Source organism: Streptomyces sp. CA-106110 (assembly GCF_050936285.1).
In the GTDB taxonomy this organism is placed as follows: domain Bacteria; phylum Actinomycetota; class Actinomycetes; order Streptomycetales; family Streptomycetaceae; genus Streptomyces.
Genome location: NZ_JBNJNB010000001.1, coordinates 9,332,448 through 9,354,583, shown reverse-complemented (window position 1 = coordinate 9,354,583; position 22,136 = coordinate 9,332,448). Strand labels below are relative to the sequence as shown.

Annotated in this window: 17 protein-coding genes and 1 pseudogene; 13 read left to right on the top strand and 5 right to left on the bottom strand. The window is 67.8% G+C overall.

Annotated elements, in window-relative coordinates; translation table 11 throughout:
• The first annotated feature begins 3 nt into the window (after nt 1-3).
• The 5 genes from ACQEXA_RS43080 to ACQEXA_RS43060 all read left to right on the top strand — a co-directional run bounded on the left by ACQEXA_RS43080 (nt 4) and on the right by ACQEXA_RS43060 (nt 6,746).
• Nucleotides 4-1,977 (top strand): transposase, encoded by a 1,974-nt coding sequence (locus ACQEXA_RS43080; RefSeq protein ID WP_433132722.1) that lies wholly within the window; start codon nt 4-6, stop codon nt 1,975-1,977.
• A gap of 224 nt (nt 1,978-2,201) precedes the next feature.
• On the top strand, nt 2,202-3,239 hold the full coding sequence (locus ACQEXA_RS43075) for a TniB family NTP-binding protein (RefSeq protein WP_432925784.1): 1,038 nt from the start codon (nt 2,202-2,204) through the stop codon (nt 3,237-3,239).
• Nucleotides 3,145-5,475, top strand: a complete 2,331-nt coding sequence (locus ACQEXA_RS43070) for a TniQ family protein (RefSeq protein ID WP_433132720.1) — start codon at nt 3,145-3,147, stop codon at nt 5,473-5,475. The genes ACQEXA_RS43075 and ACQEXA_RS43070 overlap by 95 nt, the downstream gene beginning before the upstream one ends.
• Nucleotides 5,476-5,616: 141 nt before the next feature.
• Entirely contained in the window at nt 5,617-6,084 is a 468-nt protein-coding gene (locus ACQEXA_RS43065; protein WP_432939005.1) for a DUF2199 domain-containing protein, read from the top strand.
• A gap of 14 nt (nt 6,085-6,098) precedes the next feature.
• Nucleotides 6,099-6,746: a hypothetical protein gene (locus ACQEXA_RS43060; RefSeq protein WP_432939007.1), complete on the top strand. Its 648-nt coding sequence runs from the start codon at nt 6,099-6,101 to the stop codon at nt 6,744-6,746.
• Nucleotides 6,747-6,900: 154 nt separating this feature from the next.
• Here ACQEXA_RS43060 and ACQEXA_RS43055 read toward each other — a convergent pair whose 3' ends face one another.
• Nucleotides 6,901-7,281 (bottom strand): hypothetical protein, encoded by a 381-nt coding sequence (locus ACQEXA_RS43055; RefSeq protein WP_432925786.1) that lies wholly within the window; start codon nt 7,279-7,281, stop codon nt 6,901-6,903.
• Nucleotides 7,282-8,102: 821 nt separating this feature from the next.
• On the opposite strand from ACQEXA_RS43055, the gene ACQEXA_RS43050 reads away from it, so the two are divergent.
• The 4 genes and pseudogenes from ACQEXA_RS43050 to ACQEXA_RS43035 all read left to right on the top strand — a co-directional run bounded on the left by ACQEXA_RS43050 (nt 8,103) and on the right by ACQEXA_RS43035 (nt 12,366).
• A complete protein-coding gene (locus ACQEXA_RS43050) occupies nt 8,103-8,504 on the top strand; it encodes a YhgE/Pip domain-containing protein (RefSeq protein WP_432925788.1) in 402 nt (133 codons plus the stop codon).
• A gap of 8 nt (nt 8,505-8,512) precedes the next feature.
• A pseudogene (locus ACQEXA_RS43045) lies at nt 8,513-9,682 on the top strand (IS4 family transposase); the annotation flags it as partial.
• A 433-nt stretch (nt 9,683-10,115) separates the two neighbouring features.
• Entirely contained in the window at nt 10,116-11,366 is a 1,251-nt protein-coding gene (locus tag ACQEXA_RS43040; RefSeq protein ID WP_432925790.1) for a DUF3533 domain-containing protein, read from the top strand.
• Nucleotides 11,367-11,538: 172 nt separating this feature from the next.
• Complete coding sequence (locus ACQEXA_RS43035) at nt 11,539-12,366, top strand: HARBI1 family protein (RefSeq protein WP_432922256.1); 828 nt, start codon at nt 11,539-11,541, stop codon at nt 12,364-12,366.
• A gap of 81 nt (nt 12,367-12,447) precedes the next feature.
• On the opposite strand, the gene ACQEXA_RS43030 is transcribed toward ACQEXA_RS43035, so the two are convergent.
• Nucleotides 12,448-13,107 carry a helix-turn-helix transcriptional regulator gene (locus ACQEXA_RS43030; RefSeq protein ID WP_432925792.1) on the bottom strand — a complete coding sequence of 220 codons (660 nt, stop codon included), beginning with the start codon at nt 13,105-13,107 and terminating at the stop codon, nt 12,448-12,450.
• Nucleotides 13,108-13,478: 371 nt separating this feature from the next.
• On the opposite strand from ACQEXA_RS43030, the gene ACQEXA_RS43025 reads away from it, so the two are divergent.
• Entirely contained in the window at nt 13,479-14,828 is a 1,350-nt protein-coding gene (locus ACQEXA_RS43025) for an ISL3 family transposase (protein WP_432920902.1), read from the top strand.
• Between the two features lie 15 nt (nt 14,829-14,843).
• Here ACQEXA_RS43025 and ACQEXA_RS43020 read toward each other — a convergent pair whose 3' ends face one another.
• Together ACQEXA_RS43020 and ACQEXA_RS43015 are read right to left on the bottom strand one after the other, a co-directional pair.
• Complete coding sequence (locus tag ACQEXA_RS43020; RefSeq protein ID WP_433132718.1) at nt 14,844-16,877, bottom strand: acetoacetate--CoA ligase; 2,034 nt, start codon at nt 16,875-16,877, stop codon at nt 14,844-14,846.
• A 121-nt stretch (nt 16,878-16,998) separates the two neighbouring features.
• The gene (locus ACQEXA_RS43015) at nt 16,999-18,684 is read right to left on the bottom strand and encodes an alpha-keto acid decarboxylase family protein (RefSeq protein WP_433132716.1); all 1,686 of its coding nucleotides are present in this window, start codon (nt 18,682-18,684) and stop codon (nt 16,999-17,001) included.
• Nucleotides 18,685-18,803: 119 nt separating this feature from the next.
• Between ACQEXA_RS43015 and ACQEXA_RS43010 the strand changes: the two genes are divergently transcribed.
• Nucleotides 18,804-20,003, top strand: a complete 1,200-nt coding sequence (locus tag ACQEXA_RS43010; protein WP_433132714.1) for a PucR family transcriptional regulator — start codon at nt 18,804-18,806, stop codon at nt 20,001-20,003.
• Between the two features lie 215 nt (nt 20,004-20,218).
• Here the strand turns inward: ACQEXA_RS43010 and ACQEXA_RS43005 are convergent, their stop codons facing one another.
• Nucleotides 20,219-21,091, bottom strand: coding sequence for an alpha/beta fold hydrolase (locus tag ACQEXA_RS43005; RefSeq protein WP_433132712.1), 873 nt, complete (start codon nt 21,089-21,091; stop codon nt 20,219-20,221).
• Nucleotides 21,092-21,479: 388 nt separating this feature from the next.
• Between ACQEXA_RS43005 and ACQEXA_RS43000 the strand changes: the two genes are divergently transcribed.
• Together ACQEXA_RS43000 and ACQEXA_RS42995 are read left to right on the top strand one after the other, a co-directional pair.
• Entirely contained in the window at nt 21,480-21,665 is a 186-nt protein-coding gene (locus ACQEXA_RS43000) for a hypothetical protein (protein ID WP_432925794.1), read from the top strand.
• Between the two features lie 53 nt (nt 21,666-21,718).
• The gene (locus tag ACQEXA_RS42995) at nt 21,719-22,066 is read left to right on the top strand and encodes a hypothetical protein (RefSeq protein ID WP_432925796.1); all 348 of its coding nucleotides are present in this window, start codon (nt 21,719-21,721) and stop codon (nt 22,064-22,066) included.
• The last annotated feature ends 70 nt before the right edge of the window (nt 22,067-22,136 follow it).

The following is a 22,136-nucleotide window of genomic DNA, read 5'->3' as shown; positions in this document are numbered from 1 at the left end:
AGGATGGCGCATCTCCTGGAGGTCCAGACCGGCTACCGCAGCGGCAGTCGGCATTGGGCACAGCCGGGAGAGCCCAGGTCCGAGTACGACCCGTCGCACACCACGTTGACCGAGCGACGCCAGACCAAGGCGGCCGAGCTGAGGCAACTGGACCGCCAGGAGGCCAAGCACCTGGGACTGGAATGGTTCAGTGAACGCACACTGAAGCGGATGGCCGCCCAGTACGCCGAGCACGGGCTGATGGGCCTGGCGGACGGGCGGTGGACGCCGCCCCTGCGAGGGCGGCGGGCGGTCACCGAGGAGGTCGCCGAGGCGATTCGGGCCGTTCACGCCGAGTGCCTGCACCGCTCAAAGGTGAGCATGAAGACCAAGGAACGGATGATCCACCAGTACGTGGCCGAGAAGTTCGACGCCGAGGTACACGTCCCGCACTACACGACGCTGGCGAACGTGTGGAAGGAGTGGTTCGGGAGCGGCGGCACTCGTCAGCGCTATGTCCGCTCCGCTGCCGCAGTGGAGACGGGGAAGGCGAAGGTCGTGGTCACCCGACCAGGCCAGGTGGTCGCGCTGGACACCACGCCGCTGCCGGTGAAGGTCCTCGACGACATCTTCGGCCTCCCGATCACCGCCCACCTCACCCTCGCGCTCGACGCCTACTCGCATTCCCTGGTCGCGTTCCGCCTCACGCCGGTGTCGGAGTCGTCGGTGGAGGTGGCGATGCTGCTCCGGGATGTTCTGCGGCCGCTGCCAATGCGCCCCGGCTGGGGCCAGGAGATGGAGTGGCCCTACCCTGGCGTCCCGGCCGCGCTGGTCGCCCAGTTCGCCGGGCACGAGGTGGCCGGACTCCCGTTCTTCGCCCCGGAGACGGTGACCAGTGACCACGGCAGCGTCTACAAGAACCATCACATCGTCTCCGTAGCCCGCCGACTGGGAATCGATCTGCTGCCGGCCCGCGCCATGCGGCCGACCGACAAGGCCGCCTGCGAACGCGCGTTCTCAGGAATCCAGTCACTGCTGCTGGAGATGCTGCTCGGCTACCGCGGCGTCGATATCGCCGACCGCGGCGCCGACCCGGAAGGCGACGCGGTCTGGACGCTCGCGGAGATGGAACATCTACTGGCGACCTGGATCGTCGCGGTCTGGCAAAACCGCAGGCTGGGCCAGTACGCACCGGCCTGGGACCCCGGCGGGCGGCACAGCCCGAACACGCTGTTCGCCGCTGCGGCAGCCCGCGACGGGATCAGCCTGGAGATTCCCGAGCCGGATCTGTACTACGAGTTGCTGCCCGCCCACTTCGTGAAGATCGACCGACGGCGCGGGGTGAAGATCGGCGGACTTTGGTACGGCGGCACCGACCCCGTGCTGGACGCCTTCCGCGGCCGACGCTCCGGCCGCGGCGGACGTCACGCAGGCAAGTGGGCGGTCAACTGCGATCCACGGGACTGCCGGCGGGTCTACTTCGAAGATCCCGAACGGTCCGGGTGCTGGCATGCTCTGGATTGGAACGGACTGCCGCCCGGGGATGACGTCCCGGCCTTCGCCGACACACGCGTACGCGAACTCCTCCGCGAGGCGGCCCGCACTGGGCTCAAGCCGCAGGATGACAGGGAACTGCTGCCGGTCCTGCTCAAGCTGCTGGCTGCACGGACACCGGTTGCGGACTGGCCGACCCAGATGACAGCCCAGCAGAAGACCGAACGGGCCCGCGAGATGGAGCGGGCACGTGCTGCCGCCGCCGACCGGCCGTCCACTCCGCTGAATAGGCTTCCTCCACCCGACCGGCCCGCTGAGCTCGCTCAGCGAACCCGCCGGGCCGTCACGGAGGATCGCCAGCGTCGCCGCGAAGCCGCCGTCTCCCAGCCGCCGCCGCCTCCGCCGCTGCTGGGGGACTCCCTGCGGGCCCGAAATCTGTTCCTGCTGCCCGACGAGGATGAGGACGATGGTCAGGCCCCCGAGCTGAGTCCGGAGCCTGCATGAGCACCCCGGGAGACGACGGGCCGGTCCCATTCCTCCTGCCCGGCTCTCCGCCTATGCGGGACACCGTGAGTGGATGGGAGCACTGGCGAACGACCCGCAACAGCTTCGTGCCCGCGCCCCGACTGGGCCTTGCCGAGTGGCGACGCTTGAGCGGACGGAGAAGGTCTCTGCATGATCTGCACCGCGCGGCCACTCACGCCAACCTGCCGCTTCTGCAGACTCCGATGACCAAGGCCGTCACCAAGCTGCTGCACGGACGCATCATGACCAACGCGCTCAAGCGGAAACCCAGCACGAGGGCCGGCGTGATGGTGACCGGCGGCGGCTACCAGGGCAAGACAGAGACGATTTGTGAGATCGCTGCGACCTTCGAGGACTCGTGGCTTGAGCTGCACCGACACCTCAACCCCGCGGCGGTTGCCGGGGCCCGCGATCTGCACATCCCTGTCGCATACGTCCAGACGCCAGTGACCGCGAAGCCGAAAAGCACCTGTAAGGCCATCCTGAACTTCTACGGCGCGCCGCTCAACCCGCGGATGGATCTACCCGACCTCATCCGCCAGGTCGCCAACTCTCTGCACGATCACGGCACAAAAGCCTTGATTCTGGACGATATTACGAGGCTTCGCCTGCACAGGGCCGATGATCAGGACACCCTCGATTTGATCCGGGCCTTCATGAGCATGCACGTCACCCTCGTCCTGGTGGGTGTCGACATTCCCGGCTCGGGCCTGCTGAGAGAGGGGCGCCACGATGCCCGCTCCCGGCAGGTAATCTTCCCTGCGTCACGACATGCCAGAACCCACGGTCTGGAGTCGACCCAGACGGAACGACGCTTCGATCTGGTCGAACTGGACCGATTCCGCTACGACACTCCGGCTCAGATGACGGCTTGGATCAGCCATCTGACCGGCGTCGAAGCCCAGTTGAGACTGCTAAAAGCGCCCTCTGGAATGCTCACGGACGGCCACATGCCCGAGTACCTCCTCGAGCACACAAACGGAGTGGTCGGCCTGCTGGAGCGACTGGCCGAGGACGGCTGCCAGGAAGCCATCGACTCGGGCGCGGAATGCCTCACAGAAGCTCTGCTGGACGGCATCGACATCACGGTCGACGATGCACCGGGCCGTGACCCCAGTGCAGGCGAGATCCCCAACGTCCCGGGCAGTGGCGGCAGGAGGTCGTCCGGCACCAGCAAGCGCAAGCGCCCCAGGAATACGGTGTTCGACGACCGCGGCCCTGCCGCGACAACGGGCACGTGAAGGGAGACGAGCCGTGCATCCGCTTCCTCGAAGCCTGGTTCCGCTCACCGGCGAGTCGCTTCCGGGGTTCATCCTGCGTCTCTCACACCGGCTCAGCGTTCCCCCACTGCATATTGCTCGCATGGCAGACGGCCGTTCCGAGCCCGTTGGCGGCCACATCCGCCACAGACTTCTACTGGAACTCGATCCCAGCGACGCCGTCGCCTTCGCCCGCGCGACAAGGCTCAGCCTGGCCGAGGTCATGGAACTCACCTTGGCCGGCTGGAAGGACCGCTACCCGCCGGTCGGCGCCTCCGGCGAACCAACCACCCGGGCCGGGCGGGATCCGTGGCTTTTCATCAGCCCTCGACACTGCCCGAAGTGCCTGGCCGGGGACGCCTCGCCCATCCAGAAGCAACTCGGAGGTGCGTGGCAAAAGGCATGGCATCTCCCGGTCGTCTTCGCCTGCCTGGATCACAAGCGCTATCTCGAGCATCACTGCCGACGATGCGGCGGCGCCGAAAGCGGAACCGACGCCCTGATTCACCGAGCGAACGACCCCGCCCTGCATCCGGCCCAGTGCCGCCGACAACCCGCCCAGCCATCTCCCGCCAAACGCAAAACGCCGGCATGTGGCACCAGGCTGGACAGGACGCCCAGCAGGGCAGCGCTCCAACCCACGGAACGGCTCCTCAGTCTTCAAGCACACATCCTCGGTCTGCTCACCTCAGATCGTCCCCCCGAAGATGCCTCGCAGTACTTCACCGATCTGCGACTCATCGCCGCACTGGTGACCTCTTCGTGGCCACAAACCCGGTCACTCGTCGACGAAGACGTCGTTGCGCTGATGAATACGTACGTCCAGAACGCCCAGGCCGTGGGGAGCACCGCTGGCGAGCGCAACCGTGTGCTCTACACGCCGCCACGCGACGCCGCCCTCTGCGCAGCACTCCTCAACGCGTCCCACACGCTCCTGAAGGCGCAAGACCTGCGGAACACGCTGGCAGAATTGCTCGTCGAGTCCTCCCGCAGGAACCGCATGCCCAGAGACGCCTGGGGGCGTCTGTTCAACCGCCTGGAAAGTTCCTGCTCGGCACGGATGCGCCACGCGGCAGAACCGCTGACGCGCACGTTCCGGCGCGCGAGTGGCTCCCACGGACTGACTGGCATGTTCCGCAGCGACTACGGGCCCGAACACATCCCGGCCTTTCTCGAGCCCCGCTGGTTCGAGGAGCACTTCAGTCACCTGGAAGGCATCACCCCCAAGATCCTGCGGCGGACTGCTGCCGTCCGCCTCGTTCACTGGGTCTCCGGAGGCTCCATGAACGAAGCAGCCGAGTTCCTCGGGATCTCGCCCGGCCGGATGCAGTTCACCCCGGCCAACGACGCGCACCGCTGGTCACGCGCCCTACAAGGCCCGGCAGCCTTTGAGAAGGCACTGCATAACCTCGCCGACCAGCTGGCCGCCGAGACCGACCCCGTCGACTATCAATACCGCCGTTCGGTCCTTGAGGACTGGAACCTCAGCCGCGGTGAATGGCAAGCGCTGATCAACCGCTTGCCGCCCACCGCAGGGTCCGCGCAGCCGGTGCTCGATGACCGTAAACGGCAGGACGCCTCCATCTTCATCTGGAGCTGCGTCACTCGAGGCGAACATCTCTTCGCTCCCCGTCCCATCGAGGCCGGGAAGACGGAGCACGTTCAACGCGCCTGGGCGAATCGGCGTCACACCACCTGGTTTCAGCTGACCCGGCCCGATGCCCTGCCCCACTACGCTGAGCTGCGAGAGCTTCTCGTCGAACACGCAAACTCGCTGGCTCGGCAGATCGACGCGGGTGCGCCGATTCCCCGCGCACAAGAGCGGCTTTGGCTCCCTCGACAACTCTCCCCTGACCCTCCACCGCGACAGACAAGGACCCCGGAAATCAGCGGCACGCGATGGATACGCTCCTACTACGACGATCTCGACACCTGGTCCTACTTCGAGCTCGACTCCGAGGGCTGGGCACTCCGCCATGTCGATCTCCAGGGCCCCACTCTGAAGCCGGTGACCGCAGCGGCTTTGAGCGAGGTCCTCGACATCCGCGACCGCGGTGACCGAACCGCGATGGCCGTCTACCAGCACAAGTACGGCATCCTCGCCGAGGGCAGCCTGGACGGCTGGCAGGAGACCGACTCCGCAGCCGAGATTACGTCGGCCGAGTTCGAACGCGTCTGGGCTTCAGCGCGCGAGGCCATCACGAGATGGCCCGCCTGAGATCTAGGCGCTGCGCAGCAAGGCGGGCCAGCAGGTGGGTACCGACCGGTTGCACCGAAGCCGATCACTAGGCTCCCCGTCATGACCAGTGATCTCGGATTCGCCTGCTCGTGCTGCGGCGCGCACCACCCTGAGCTGCCCATGAACTACACGGCCGAAGCCCCAGCTGTCTGGGATCCGACCTTCGCTAACGCCGACGACTGCCTGCTCTCGTCAGACCAGTGCGTGATCCAGGCGCAGCACTACTTCGTCAAAGGCCTGATCGAGATACCGGTGATCGGTAGCGACGAGGTGTTCTCCTGGGGTGCCTGGGTGTCTCTCAGTCGCGAGAACTTCTCCCGCGCGGCGGACCTGTGGGACACGCCAGGCCGGGAGTCCGAGAAGCCGTACTTCGGCTGGCTCACAACCGACCTGCCGGTCTACTCGCCCACGACCCTCAACCTCAAGACCAACGTCCACACCCGCCCGATCGGCCAGCGCCCCTTCATCGAGCTCGAACCTACCGACCACCCTCTCGCCGTTGAACAGCGCACGGGGATCACCCAGGACCGCGTACGGGAGATCGCCGCGGCAGTGCTGCACCCCTCCCGCGGCAGGAGGCAGCAGTGACGGGGGACGCACGAGTGCCGCTGACCCCTCGGGCGCCAGAAGGCCTGAGCCGCCGAGCCCGATATTTCGTAGAGGGGCATGGGCTGCGGGTCCTCCGCCGCGACCTCACGCTCTGTCGGGAGGTATGGCTCAAACGGGGGATACCGGCTGCCGAGATCGACCGGGCCGTGGCCTTCCAAGAGCGCTGGGGCGGCATCGCTCTGCCCCCGGCCCCCGCATACGAGGGTGGCCCACGCGTTCTGGAAGCCGATGTTCCCGAAGGCTCGGCCGCGGACGGATGGCGGTTCCCGGCCGGCGGCTGTCGCGTCTCCATGGCTCACGGGTTCATGATCGGGCCGGGAGGAGAGTTCGGGATCGACGCTGACCGCTGGACACCGCTGCACGCCAGCACAGAGGGATGGGTGGAAGCCCTGGCGTTGGCCGACCACGCGGGCTACTGGGCCAAGACCATCACGAAGATCAAGGGCAGTGCCGTCGATGAGCTGGACCTTGACGGATTCGAGCCGGTACCTGAAGTCCAGGGCCTCGCTGACACCTGGTGGCGGGGCAAGGATTCGCTGATCGCCGTCTACCGCGGCGAAGCCTCAGGCTTTGACGCCCCCCACTGCCTGAGGGCCCATATCTACGGCGGACTCGATGCATGGGGCCTCAGCGGCAGTTAACACGCGGATGGCCAAGTGTGCCGGGCCACGATAGTTGCCACCAACTCGCCCTCTGGCCTGGGCGTTCAGGTGAGCCGGCCACGATAGTTGTCACCATCCGGCCAAGATTCTTGGCATCACCAGCGAATTGCCACGCTTGTTGGTACCGCACCGGCTACCAGATCCACATCGCTCTGGAGTCCGTCTGGCCTCTCTCGTCAACGCTGATCAGATGTGCGGCCTCGGGACCCACGCGTGAAGCCTGGTCCAGCGGGATGGCGAATCGGTGCTCGCCGAAGTCCACGGCGAGGATCCGATCCGGGTCCAGCTCATAGTCGTCGACGGTCTTGCCGATGTAGCAGCGCATGAGCTCCAGCGACCCCCGGGCAGGGAAGCGCCACCCGCGGCAGCCGTACAGCCCGAAGGGATTGCTCAGCGCCCTCAAGACCGGTCCGTCGAAGTGCAGCTCGACGTAATCGCGCACGAAACACACGGCGCTCACCTCCTGGCCCATCAGTAGCCGGAGTGGGTCACCCGAGTCGTCGACGGTCTCCACGTGCCCATGCTGCCAGAAGCCTCAATGGATCTGCCCGTGCGACCGCTGAGGATCCGAACAAACCGGCTCCACCTGCTCGGTGCCAACCATCCTGGCCAGGTTCCACCTATCGTGTCTTGGCTCACCAAGCTCTCCGGCCCGGCGCCGCCAGCTGAGCATCTACTTGGCCGAAGGGGCCAACTAGAGCACGCAGTCACAGCCCGTGTGACGAGGATCGACAGTCGGCCCCTCCGATCGACAGTCGACCCCCCTTGGAGTCGGGGTGATCGTCTCCCGATCATCCAGCCTCGCCAGACTCCCCTGGCCGCTGCCCTGGAGCCAGGGACACGGAATCCGAGCTGGTGGTGCGGTCGGCACGGTGCGGCCCGGTAGGCCAGATCAAACCGTACGTGCCTGCCGAGTCCTCGCCCGCGTCACTGCCGGATCCGCTCTGAGGGCGCCTGCGATTCCGTCCGGCACTCTGACAGACAACGTGACTGAAGAATGTCGTTCGTCGAGTAGCACGACTCTGAGTGTCCTGCCATCCACCAGACGCCAATCGACTACAAATTCGTGTAGGCCAGGCCGGAGAGTCACGATGGCCCGCGCCTCATGATGGACATACGGGCCCGATGAGCATGGGTCGCCGGGCCGCATCCGCGGGGCGGAGCGGCACCGGAAGGTGTAGACGCCAGGCGCGGCGCTCGCACAGATGCATCAGCGCACCCTGACGGCGCTCGGCCCGCGCTGTACAGCCCACCCATACCGGCGCTCGGGTCTTGTCCCGCGACTCCACAGCAACCGAAAGGCATCCGACACCGATGAGGACCAACGTTCCCGGCGTGCCGAAGGCCACCGCCTGGCGCCTGCTGGGCCGACGAAGCCTCTGGTTTTTCCCTGCGCTCGTCATGATCGCCGTAAGCGTGGTGGTGTCGCTGTCCTACATCGGAGGCATCATCAATCCCGCCGGCAACCTCCACCGCTTCCCGATCGCCATCGTCGACGAGGACCGGGGAATTCACGCCGGCGACCGAAAGGTGAACCTCGGTCCGCAAATCGCTCACGGCATCACGACCGCGCCGGATTCCCGTCAACGCGTTGAATGGCGATCCTTGGGTTTGGCTGAGGCGGAAGCCGAGATGGACAAAGACGCGGTCTACGGCGCCTTGATCATTCCGGCGGATTTCAGCAGCAACGTCGTTGCCTTGACGGGTCCTGTCGCAATGCCGCGTAGCGTAAGTTGATCAAGGGCATGGGGTCGCCCTTCGGCTGGGGCGGTAGGTTGCTGATCGTGAGTCAGGGTGGGGGTGCAGGCGGGCGGTTGCCGGAGTGGATCTCGATCGGGCTGCTGGCGGGTTCGGTCCCGCGTGATGTGATCGACGACGCGGTGCGGGCGTTCGGACGGCAGGCCAGACGGTCGGACGGGAAGCTCCCGCCGCATGTGGTGGTGTACCTGGTGATGGCGTTGGCGCTGTTCGCGGACGACGACTACGAAGAGGCCATCACCCGTCTTTCGGAGCCGCTGGAGCGGTGGGGCTGCTGGGACCGGGCCTGGGAGGTGCCCACGACCAGCGCGATCACCCAGGCCCGCAAGCGCCTGGGCTCCGAACCGCTCGCGGAGATCTTCGACCGCATCACCGAGCCGGTCGCGGAGCAGCTCACCCGCGGGGCCTGGCTCGGGCCCCGCCGCCTGGTCTCCATCGACGGCATGGAGTGGGACCTGCCCGACACCGAATCCAACGCCGAGGCGTTCGGCCGCTCCGGGACCGCCGCCAATCCCTCCGCCTTCCCCAAGGCGCGGGTGCTCACCCTGGTCGAGACCGGCTCCCGCGCCCCGATCGGGGCAGCGATCGGGCCGATCGCCGGCAAGCGCGCCGGCGAGCAGACCCTGGCCTTCCAGCTGTTCGAGCGCCTGGAAGAGGACATGCTGCTGCTGGCCGACCGGGGCTTTTTCGGCTTCGAGCAGTGGTGCGCTGCCGCCGGGACCGGCGCGGACCTGCTCTGGCGCGTCGGCGACACGCTCACCCTCCCGCTGGTCGCGGACCTGCCCGACGGCTCCTACCTCTCCCTGGTCTACTCCCCCCGCCTCAACACGGCGGCGCGGGGCCGACTGCTGGAAGACGCCCGCGCCGGGCGGGAGGTCGATCCCGCAGCCGCCCGAGTGGTGCGCGTGGTCGAGTACGAGGTCCCCGACCGCGGCACCGACGCCGAGCGGGAGCTGGTCTGCCTGATCACCACGATCACCGACCACGCGAACGCCCCCGCCCCCCTGCTCGCTCACGCGTACCACCAGCGCTGGGAGCACGAGCAGTCCAACGATGACCTGAAGACCGCCCTACGCGGCCCAGGCCGCATCCTGCGTTCCAAGAGCCCGGACCTCGTCCGGCAGGAGCTGTACGGCTACCTGCTCACCCACTACGCGATCTCCGCCCTGATCTGCCGGGCTGCCACCGAGGCCGACATCGACCCCGACCGGGTCAAATTCACCCGCACCCTGCGCATCGTCCGCCGCCGCGTCGCCGACCCGGCGGCTATTTCCCCTGAGGACCTGGACGCCGTCCTGGCCAGGGTCCGCGCCGACATCACCCGCAAGAAGAACCTCAACCCCGCCGCCGCCATCGCAGTTACCCCCGTGTCGTCAAGCGCGCCCGGCACAACAGCTACCGCGTCAAGCGTCCTGCCGACACCGGCACCCGCCATCCGGCGCCGCCCACGATCCACCTCGTCAACGCCCGAGCACTCACTCTCACAGCATGATCAACTCACGCTACGTGGCATTGGGTCCTGTCGCACCGCGCCGGACAGCCCCCCGGCAGCCGACCGTCCGCCTGCTCACCAATCCCCGTTCCGGCAGCGTGGCCACCTCATTGGTTCAAGCCATCGGGGAGCACACCACTCGAACCATCTCAAGTCGTGTCGCCGCGCAGCTGGCCGAGCAGGTGAAGCTCGCACCTCACGAGAGCCACCGACCGATTCCCACAGCCGAGGGGATTCTGCTGGCCCACCCCGTCACGTTGCACACGTCCGAACACCGCCCTGTCGGCGACCACTCCGGCTTCGGCCTCAGCGCCTTCTACGTCAGCCTTGTCCTTACCCTTGGCGCGTATCTGGGCGCGGGTGTCGTCAGCAGCTCGGTCGATTTCGCGTTGGGGTACCAGTCGTCCGAGCGTGGACGTCGCTGGTTCAGCAGGCTCCCGGTACCGATCACACGCACTCAGACACTGGTGGCCAAGACCGCCGTGTCGAGCGTTCTGTCGTTGGTCACCGCCACCGCGGTGCTGCTCACGTGCACATGCGTCCTTCATATGGACACACCCCACTTCGGCCAACTGTGGATCTACTCCGTATGCGCCTCGATCGCTGTCGGGGTGAGTGCTCAGGCCGTCATCTCGCTGGTCGGAGGGCTCGGGTCGCTCGTCGGCATGCTCTTTTTCGTCGCCCTGGCAGTGCCCTCGTCCGGCGGCAGCTTTCCACTCCAGACCGTTCCCGGCCCCTATCGCTGGCTGGCCGAGTTCGAACCGATGCGGCAGATCAACGATGGCGTTCACGCGATCCTCTACTTCGACGCCCGAGCCGATGCCGGCCTGACGCGTGGCTGGATCATGATCGCCGTGGGTTGTGTCCTCGGCCTGGGTCTGGGCTTGGTCGTCGCGACGATCCGCGATCACGGCGGTCACCAGCGTCTCACGAGTGATCAGATCGCCGCCGCGCACTCCGGTTCCCAGACTTCCCCCGAAGCCCCGGCCGCCGTCACACCGCACCAACCCGCTGGGAAGCATGCCCTGCGAACTGCGGCGTCCGACCAGCGCATCGCCGCCACGCCACCTCCTCCTTCTCAGGCGGTGTCTCGCGTGTTCGGCCGGGTGCGGAACTCGCACGGAGACGTCGTGCCCACGGCAGCCATAACCCTTCTCTCGCTGGGCGGAAGCCAACTGGGCCGGATCAGCGCGCAATCTGATGGCTGGTACGAAATTGTTCGGCCGGGATCCGGATCCTGCCTCCTTCTTGCAACGGCGGACAGCTACCAGCCCCACGCCGACATCGTCCAGATCGGCGCCGGATCACTGTGCCACGACGTTGTACTGAACGGGACGGCCGTAGCATGACCTGCGGCGATCCGGCGCCTCAGTTTGGCATCACTGAGCCTTTCTCGGTAACCGGCGGTCGCTGAGTGTGATCGCCTCCGGGTGTCTCGTGGTGCACTCCCAACTCCGGGCAGGCGTAAGGCCCCTGGTAGGAACGATCTTGCAACAGAAAGATCCGACCGAGGGGCCTCACGTGCCGACCAGTGTCACATACACCGCCGTGCTCGATGTCCGGCGCTCCACCGCCGAGCACCTGGCCCGGCTCCTGCGAAGCCATCGAACCGAGGTCGGCACCCGCCGCGGGCGCCGCGCCCTGGGCTGCTTCAAGCAGGCCGTGCTGATCCTGCGCTGGTTCATCGACGGCACCCGCCTGGCCCAACTCGCCCGCGACAACGCCCTGTCCACGTCCACCGCCTACCGATACCTGCACGAAGGGCTGACGGTCCTGGCGGCCGGGGCACCGGACCTGGCCACCGCGCTGGAACGGGCGAAGGCGGCCGGCCTGACCCATCTCAATCTGGACGGCACGGTCATCCGCACCGACCGTGTCGCGGCCCCGGGGCCCAACGGGGCAGACCTCTGGTGGTCCGGGAAGCACAAGCATCACGGCGGCAACGTGCAGGTCATCTCCGCCCCGGACGGCTGGCCGATCTGGGTCTCGCCGGTGCGGCCCGGCCGCGAGCACGACACTACCTGCGCCCGCCACCACGGGCTGCTCGATGCGCTGAACCGGCTCGCCGACCAACTGGGCACCCTCACCCTGGTCGACCTCGGCTACGAGAACGCCGGAGACGGCTTCCGTCACCCGGTCAAGAAGCCCGCGGGCGGTGAACTCACCGAAGCCCAGCAGACCTTCAACAAGGTCATCCGAGGTATCCACGGGATGTGCGAACGCGCGAACGCCCTGCTCAAGACCACCTTCAAGGCCCTGCGGCGGGTCAGCCTCGATCCCAGCCGCATCACCCAGATCGCCGCCGCAGCCCTCGTCCTACTCCAACTTGAATACGACCGCACCATCTGAACGTTCACACACAGGCATGATCGCTTACCGGGAAAGGTTCACTGACCTCGATGCCGCGGTTGCCTGGCTTCACTGGCTTTCCTATGAGTCAGGGGGCCAGGACGTGGGGCGCAGAAAGCCGAGGACATATGCCTTGGCGACCAGCGCGGTTCTGTTCGGAACTTTCAGCATGCGGCACAGGCGGGAGAGATGGTAATTCACGCCGTCCGCGGTAAGACCGACCGACCGGGCGATCAGCGCGGACGTGGCTCCGGATGCGACCAGTGCCAAAATACGGGCTTCCAGTGGGGACAAAGCCTGCGCCGGCATCGGTTCCGCGCCGTGTGCCGTCGGGTCGACGTCCAGGGATGCGATCAGCAGCGTCGGAGCGATTACCTCGTCGCTGACGGCTTCCACAGTGAGTTGCCCACTTCTGGTCGGACCTTGGGCATTCCACTCGACACGAATCGGGTAACGGGAGCGACGCCCGTGCCGAAGCCCCTCGGTGAGCTTGAGCAACGACTCCTCGTCCATGGAGACCAGTAGATCGAGCAGATTGCGATCGCGTATTTGTCCTGGCGTCAAGCCCCACAGTGCGGAAAATGCCGGGTTGGCGATCACCAGCAGGCCGTCGGGACGGCTTATCGCGGTCGGTGCCGGTGTCCGGTCGAGCAAGCGCAGGAACCGATTGCGCCAGACCGCCATCTCCTGCTGCAGCCCGGTCGATTCATCCAATTCATTGATCACGGACAACTTGCGCACTTTTTGCCTCATCTGGTCAAGTCGGTCGCCAGACCGGAACACCGGGTCTGGATTCGATAGCTCACACTTCGCGCATTCGGACGGGAAATTCCGGACCCAGGGGAATACCGGACTGGACGCCATGGCAGACGTCCAGTTGGATCAGGCGGCGGCGACAGCCGGGGACGCCCCCGGTACCTGGATCGCCGACGTCAGGTGTTGCTCCTGGCTTAGTGGGTCTTCGAACTTGATGGGGGTGCGGCGGTGACGGGCGGGCTGGCCGGTCACTCTGTGTGAGGTGGTTGGGGTGCGGGTGGCCCAGATGCAAGGAGCCCGCGGGTCTTCGTGATCATGGTTGTTGTCTAGGCAACCGATCATGAAACCCCACGGGCTTGAACATCGACGATACCGGGATCAACGAGGCGGCAACGCGACTTCTGGGGCTGGAGGGGGTGAGTGTGACGCAGGTCAAGGACGATGGGGCGGGCGGTTCGACGGTGTACGTGGTCACGAACGAGGACTCCGCCCGGGCCTGCCCCGCCTGCGGGGTCTTCGCCACCCGGCTGAAGGACTACCGCACCACCCGGCCCAGACACCTGCCCAGCGGTGGGCGCCCGGTGAGCATCCGATGGCGCAAGGCACGCTGGCACTGCACCGACCCCGCGTGCCCACGCGGCTCGTTCACCGAGGCGATACGCGCGGTGCCCGCGGGGATGCGCACCACCACCGCCCTGCGCCAGGCGGCGGGGGCCGCGGTCTGCGACGGCGGCCGCACCGTCGTGCAGGCCGGCCGCGACCTGCACCTGAGCTGGCCGATCGTGCAGCAATGCTTCGAGGACTACGCCGCCCAGGTCCTGCCCGAGACCCCGCCCGCGACCTCGGCGATAGGGATCGACGAGACCCGGCGGGGCAAGCCGGTGTGGAAGCAGAACCCGGCCACGGAGAAGTGGGAACTCGTCGCGGACGCCTGGCACATCGGTTTCGTCGACGCGATCGGCGGACAAGGGCTGTTCGGCCAGGTCGAGGGCCGTAACGCGGCCTCGGTCGCCGACTGGCTCACCGCCCAGCCCGCCTCCTGGCGCGAGCAGGTCCGCTACGTCGCCATCGACCTGTGCTCCACCTTCCGTGCCGCCGTCCAGCGTGCCCTGCCGCATGCGGCCGTGGTCGTCGACTGCTTCCACATCGTCCAACTCGCCCAGCGCCACCTCGCCGACCTGCGCCGCCGCCTCACCTGGAAGCAGCACGGCCGCCGAGCCCGCAAAGGCGACAGCATCTACACCGTCCGCAAACTCCTGCGCCGAAACAAAGAAGACCTCACCGAGGACCAACACACCCTCTTTAAGGTCGAGTTGGACCACATGGGCACCTACGGCCGACAGATCTACACCGCCTGGCAGGCCAAAGAACTCCTGCGCGACCTCCTGCACCTCGCCGTCAGCCGCGCCCACACCACCCCCGACCACTCCGCGATCTCCGCCGCCCGCCACCGCTTCCTCGCCCACGTCGCCGACCACGCCCACCTGCCCGAACTCGTCACCCTCGCCGAGACCATCGAGCAGTGGTGGGACGGCATCGAGACCTACCTGACCACTGGAATCACCAACGCCGCCTCCGAAGGCAACAACCGCCTCATCAAACTCGAAGCGCGTAACGCCTTCGGCTTCCGGAACCGAGCCAACCAACGACTCCGGTCACGCTGTGCAACCACACGCCGGAGCCGCCGGGAGGCGCACCCCCACTAAATTCGAAGACCCGGCTTAGTCGTCGTCTGCGGTCGCGATGAGGCCGCGCTGCCGGCGGCGTTCGGCGCCCAGGCGAGCGAAGTAGGCGACCAGGTCAGGGTTGTCGACCGCCGCGGGATTGAGGACCTGCTCGGGCGGGGCGCCCTGGAGGAGGCGCTTGACGGGGACCTCGAGCTTCTTGCCGGTCTTCGTGTGCGGGATGGCCGGCACGGCGACGATCTCGTCGGGGACATGGCGGGGTGAGGCGCCGGTACGGATCGCTTCGCAGATCCGGTCGCGCAGGGCGCCGTCCAGGGTGACGCCGAGGGCGGGGACGACGAACAAGGGCATCCAGTAGCCGCCGTCGGGTTCCTCCGCACCGATGACGAGGGCCTCGGTGATCTCGGGGAGGCGTTCGACGATGTCGTGGATGTCGGCACTGCCCAGGCGCACACCGTTGCGGTTGAGGGTGGCATCGGAGCGGCCGTGGACGATCACCGAGCCGTGAGAGGTGAGGGTGATCCAGTCGCCGTGCCGCCATACACCCGGGTAGGTGGCGAAGTAGGCGTCGCGGTAGCGGTTGCCGTCGGGGTCGTTCCAGAAGTACAGGGGCATGGACGGCATGGGGCGGGTGACGACCAGTTCGCCGACCCGGTCGCGGACCGGGGTGCCCGTGGCGTCGTAAGCGGCCAGCGCCACGCCCAGGTTGGGAGCGGACAGCTCCCCTGCCCAGACAGGGGTCGTGGGGGCACTGCCGGCGAAGCCGGAGACGACGTCGGTGCCGCCGCTGGTCGAGGCCGGCTGGACGCCGGCACCCACATGGTCACGGACCCAGGAGTAGGCGGAGGCGGGCAGAGCGGAGCCGGTACAGCCGACGATGCGGATGGCCGACAGGTCGTGCACGGAGGGTTCGATGCCCAGCTTGGCCATGGCCAGCAGGTACTGGGGGCTGGTGCCGAAGACGGTGACCTTGTGGCGGGCCGCCAGCTCCCACAGGATGTCCGGGTGCGCATGCGGCGCCGGGCTGCCGTCGTAGGTGCAGGTGGCGGCACCGGTCAGCAGGGTGGAGACGACCAGGTTCCACATCATCCAGTGGGTGGTGGTGTACCACATCAGGCGGCCCTCGACGCCCAGATCGCAGTGCAGGCCGAGGGTCTTGAGGTGCTCGAGCAGGACCCCGCCGTGCCCGTGGACGATGCCCTTGGGCAGGCCGGTGGTGCCGGAGGAGAAGACGACCCACAGAGGGTGGTCGAACGGAACCGGAATGACGGTGAGGGTCTCGATCCGGGTGGCCGCGTCCTCCCATGGAACTGTCAGCCCCGCGTGGCCGCGCTCGGGCCACGCGAGGTCCACGTGGTCCACGAGCACCGTGCCCTTCAAGGAGGGCAGGGCGCACGCCAGTTCGAGCGAGGAGGCGCGGCGGTCGTGAGTGGTGCCGTTGAAGAGGTAGCCGTCCGCGGTGATGAGCACCGTCGGTTCGAGCTGGGCGAAGCGGTCGGCGGCGGCCTTGGGTGCGTAGTCCTGGCCGCACACCGACCACACCGCGCCCAGGGCGGCGGTGGCGAGGAAGGCGATGACGGCGTGGGGGGTGTTGGGCAGGTAGCCCACCACTCGATCGCCCTGTCCGACGCCCAGATCGCGCAGGGTGGCCGCGACGGAGGCGACCTGGGCGCGCAGCTGCCGGCCCGTGATCTCGTAGGAGGCGCCGGTCTCGTCCAGCGCGGTGATCGCGGGGGCGTCCGGGTGCAGGTTGCGCAACGCGTGGTGGGCGTAGTTGAGGGTGGCGCCGGGAAACCAGCGGGCTCCGGGCATGGTCTCCTGGGCCAGCACCAGCTCGTACGGGGTTGTCGCATCGATGGCGAAGTACTCCCATACCGCGGCCCAGAACCCTTCCAGATCGGTGACGGACCAGCGGTACAGCGCCTGGTAGTCGGTCGGGTCGGGGGCGCCTTCGGCGCTCCGGTGCCGGGCGGCCCACCGGGCGAAGTCCGCGATGCGGCTTCCGGAGGCCGCCTTCGGGTCGGGAGACAGGAAGGGCTGCGGGTACGGCGTGGGATGCGGGATGGTCATGCTGCGTTGCTCCTCGGCAGGGGAACGGGTGGGCATCGGCGGTACAGCGAAACCCTGGCCGGTAATGCGGAGCCGTGACGAGGGAGCGTGAACCACCCCGCCGGCCCGGGTGCCGTCGGGGTCAGCCGGCCAGGCCGGAATCGTCGGTGGCGGCGAGAGATCGGACCGCGGCCCGCAGCACGTCCGGGATGTCTGTCGCGGGCAGTACGGCCTCCAGCAGCACCAGATCGGTCGGATCAGCGGCGCGGGCCAGCGCCGCGTGCAGCTCGTCGGGTGTGCTCGCCCGCATGGTGGTCACGGACTCGCCTCCCATGGCCGCAGGAAGCAGCGTCCAGTTCCACCGGGAAATGTCGTTGTAGCGCCGCTCCTTGCCGTGGATTGCGTTTTCGATGGTGTAGCGGCCGTTGTTGATCAGCAGCACGATCGGCGTGCAGCCCTCCCGCAGAAGTGTGCCGAGCTCCTGTGCGGTCACCAGCGCGGAGCCGTCCCCGATGAGCAGGATCGTGCGCCGCCCGGGCGCCGCGAGCTGCGCGCCGAGGGTCGCCGGGAGGGTGTACCCGATGGAGGCCCACAGTGGCTGGCCGATGAAGGTCGCACCGGCCGGTAGCCGCATCGCCTGTGCTCCGAACAGCGAGGTGCCGAGCTCGGCGAGCACTATGTCGCCCGGCCGCAGGAAGCTCTCGACCGCCGGCCACAAATCTGCCTGGCGCAGACTGTCCGCACCGCTGGAGGCTGTGTCGCCGACCAGGTCGTAGGCCGGATCCGGCGGAAGATCCGAGCGTGCCCACGACCGGCCGGACTCGGCCACCAGTGCGGTCAGTGCACGGACCGCCTCACGCATCGGCAAGGGCGCAAACACCCGGTCGCCGATGCGGGTGGCGAAGGGCTGCACGTCGATGGTCCGGTCCGGGTCGATACGGTGGCTGAACCCGGTGGTGCTGTCGCTGAGCCGCACACCCACTGACAGCAGCAGATCAGCCTGCTCGACGGCGGCGAGCACCCGTTTCGCGCTGAAGGCGCCGCTGTAGGTGCCGACGAAGTTCGGGTCGCTCTCGTCGAGCACGCCCTTGCCCATGGACAGCGTCGAGTTCGGGACCTGCCCGGCGGCGACCAGCTCGGCAAGCTCGGCCTGGACACCGAACCGGTCGACCAGGAAGTCGGCAAGCACACCCAGCGTGCCGGCTTCGGCCAGCATGGTGCGCACGGCATCGGTGAACCGGGCCGGTACCCGGGCCGAGACCTCCGGCGCCGGCACGACCAGCGGCCCCGCCGGCGGCTCGGCCGGGCTCGCCGCCACATCCGTGGGCAGCGCCAGGTAGCCGGGACGGCGTTCCCTTTGGCTGGTGGCCAGTACCCGGTCGATCTCGGCGATCGCATTGCCCGCACTCAGGTACGCCTGGGCCACGGTGACCTCAGCGTGCGCCCGGAGGAAGTGCCGGTAGTCGCCGTCACCGAGGGTGTGGTGGGCCAGGGCGCCGGCCTGTTCCACCGCCGTGGACGGTGCGCCCACGATGTGGATCACCGGCACGTACTCGGCGTAGGCACCCGCGATCCCGTTGATCGCACTGAGCTCGCCCACCCCGTACGTGGTCAGCAGGGCACCAGCCCGGTTGACGCGGGCGTAGCCGTCGGCAGCGTAGGCCGCGTTGAGCTCGTTGGCGTTGCCGACCCAGGCGATCCGGTCGTGGTCGACGACGTGATCGAGGAACGCCATGTTGTAGTCGCCCGGCACCCCGAACACGTGCCGGACACCGATCTCGGCGAGCCTGGCAAGAAGGTAGTCGCCAACGGTGTAGTCGCCCGACATGTCTGACCTCGATTCCGGCGGGTGCGCCCGTCGCACACTGCTCGCCTCGACACATCGAGCTTTCCACCACGTATTCAGCGGATCTACAGGGAAAAACCGGAAATGCTAGGATCCGATTTGTGGAATCCACGAACTCCACTGATCCATCGACGCCGCTCTCGGACGCGGCCCGGCAGGCCGTCGCCCAGATCTGCGCACAGATCACCGAGGATCTGCCGGGGATCAGTCACGAGATGGTCGGGCGCATCCGGGCCGAGATCCCCGAATACGCCTTCATACCGGCGGAGGAACACCGCCAGTTCGTGCTGTATCAGGGCCGCATGCTGCTGGCCGGCATCGCGGAGCAGAGCCCGCCGCAGCAAGAGCACATCGCACACGCCCGCGAACTCGGCCGGCGGCGCGCCGAGCAGGGCCTACCCATCGAACTGATGCTCGGGGCCTACCACATCACCTTCCGCGAGGCCTGGAACACCATCCTGCGACGGGCCGCGGCCGACCACCCCGAGCACGTCGGCGACCTGGCCTATCTGGTCACTCTCATCTGGACCTGGATCCGGGTCCTCACCGGCAACGCGTCCGAGGCATACGGGGAGGAGATCCAGCGCGCCCAGGTCACCCGGGCCACGCTCGCCCATCGGCTGCTCGCGGCGCTCACCGCCGACCCGGTCCAGTTGGAGCCCGCGGCCACGCTGGCCGAGTCGCTCGGCTACCAGTCGGACGGCGAGTTCCAGGCGCTGTGCCTGCCGGCGGAGGACTGGCCGGACGACCGCACCGAACAACTACGGCACCGTCTGACCACCGTGCCCGGCGAACTCCACTGTGCCACCGCCGGCACCCGGCTCCTGGTCCTCGGCCAGCGGCACGACCCGGACACGGTCGCCGCGGCCGCCGCAGCAATCCCGCCGCCGGGCGCGGGTGCCGCCGTCGGCGTCGGTCTTCTGCGGCCCGGCCTGGCCGGGGCGGTGGACAGCATCACCGACGCGACACAGGCGCTGTCTCAGACAGGCGGGCAGCACCGCGTCGTCCGTTTCGCCGACGCCTGGCTCGCAGCCGGCCTCGGCGGGCAGGCAACCCGGCTGGCCCCGCTGTTCACCAAGGCCGTCTCCACCGCGCGCACGGATTCCCACCTGGCCGAGGCGGTGGTCGCATTCGCCGACCACGGCCTGTCGGTCGCCGCGGCGGCCCGCGCGCTGCACCTGCACCCGAACTCGCTGGCCTACCGACTCAGCCGGTGGCACGAACTCACGGGATTCGATCCGCGCAGCGGCGACGGGCTCGTCGCGTCCCTGGTCGCGCTCCGCCTCTATCGGACGGCCTGACGTCATGTGCCTTGTCTGCCTCACGGCGGGACGCGGCTGCGCCTAGGAACCCCGCTCGGTCGAGCAGACCGACCAGGCGTCCCGGGAAGAGCACCTCGTCGTCGCCGGCACGACCTGTTGTGGATTGCTGTTGTCCGCTCCTGCCCTCTGCCGTTCCGGCCTGAGGTGGTGAGACCACAGTGTTCAGCCGCCGGCCGATACGCGGCACTGGGCCGTCAGTCGCCGGCCAGGACAGCCGCGATCACACGCTGCGGCGCCTCCAGTGACGGCCAATGGCCCACGTCCGGCAGCTCGAGCAGCCGCGCCCCAGGCAGGCAGTCGCGGATCCGCTCGGCGATGTGGGCGCCGGAGACCGGGTCCTGAAGCCCCCACACGAACTGCAGCGGTAGGTCGGCGCCCTCGAGCGCGCCGATCCACCGATCGCGGTGCGTCTCCCGATCGCGGATATAGCGGATCAGCAGATAGGAGTTCAGGTGTCCCTCGTCACGGCTGTACGTGCGCCACATCTCCACGCTGTCGGTCTGCGCGTCGTAGGCGGGCGCGAACGTGACGGCGAGGTCGGTGACGAATCTGTCTTCGTTGACCTGCGCGCTCAGCAGGCGGCCGACTTCGGGGTCCAGGAACCGGCTCTGCGCGTCGGTGCGCCGGTGCAGCTCGGGGTAGATCCCGGCATTCATCAGTGCCATGTCGGCCAGAGCCACGGACAGCGAACCCTCCGAACGTCGTGCGAGCAGCTCCTGCGCGACCGAGCTGCCGTAGTCGTGAGCGACGACCCGGGTGGCACTCAGGCCGTCGTGCGCCCACAGCGCCTCCACCAGATCGGCCTGCTCGATCAGCGAGTAGTCGTGCTCGCGCGGCTTGGCGGACGCGCCGAAGCCGAGGAAGTCCGGCATCACCAGAGTGTGTCTGCGGGCCAGCTCGGGCGCGATCTTGGCCCACTGGTGGGAGGACGCCGGGTATCCGTGCAGGAGCGTGAGCGGGGGGCCGCTGCCCATCCGGCGCACGAAGATCGCGCGCTCCACACCACGCAGACGCAAAGACACGTACTCGCCTTCGGACCACCAGTCCTCGACGGGGTCGACGGACATTGAGCGCCTCGCTCTCAACTCGAGTGACAGCTCGCGGGACACAGCAGCCAGGAGCGACTCACCTCGTTGAGTTGACCGCTGCCAGGGCGCCGTGCCCCATGACATCGGTTTTTGGCAGATCTCCGACTCGGCTGAACGGCCACACCCTCGTCCGGCCGCAGTAGCACTCTGCCCGGACTACGGCACTGCGCCGGAAGGAGAAGAACTACAAGAATATGCAGTCGGACATCACTGAGTCGCCGAAGCCGAAGCCTAGTTTGGCAAGGCCGAAGCCCAGATTGGCAAGTCGAAGAGCATGCCACGGTTATGGGCCCGGACTATCGAGCAATTGCCTATCCGCTGCCTCGCTCACCAGTACCTCGCTGTCACATTCCCAGAAGGAGCCGTCGTGTCTCGTCTTCCCTACCCCGACCGGCAGGATTTCCCCAAGGTGCTGCGCGACTTCCTCGACCAACTGCCGCATCACGCCGCATTCGACATGCTGTCGCACTCGCAGGCCACCGTTGAGGGCTTCTCCGGCAGGGCCAGGCGCAGTTCACCCGGCTGGCTCTCTCCCCACAAAACCGTGAGCTGACCATTCTGACCGCGGCCAGCGCGACGGACTGCGAATACGAGTTCATCCAGCATGTGCCGATCTCAGCATCCTGCGGCGTCCCGGACGCCGTACGGGACGCGATCAAGCGCAAGGACTTCAACGCCCCGGAACTCCCCGACAACGACCGCGCGATCGTCCGCTTCGTGGCCGCGGTCGTCGCCGCCCCGACCGTATCCGATGAGATCTTCTCTGCCGTCAAGGAACGCCTCACTCCACGCGAGATCCTCGAGATCATGCAGGTGACCGGGTTCTACTGGTCCTTCGGGCGAGTCTGCACCGTTCTCGAGGTCGAGGTCGAGAACGACCACGGCGATGCCGTGATCGACGCGAGCCGGCGGCTGGAGGGGGCGGCGCAGCGACCCTTCGGAGCAGGCGCGTGATTCAGCGAAATCGCAGTCCGCACCTGCCCGCACGACGGGATCAAAGCGGCCCTCAATGATCCCTCGAGGC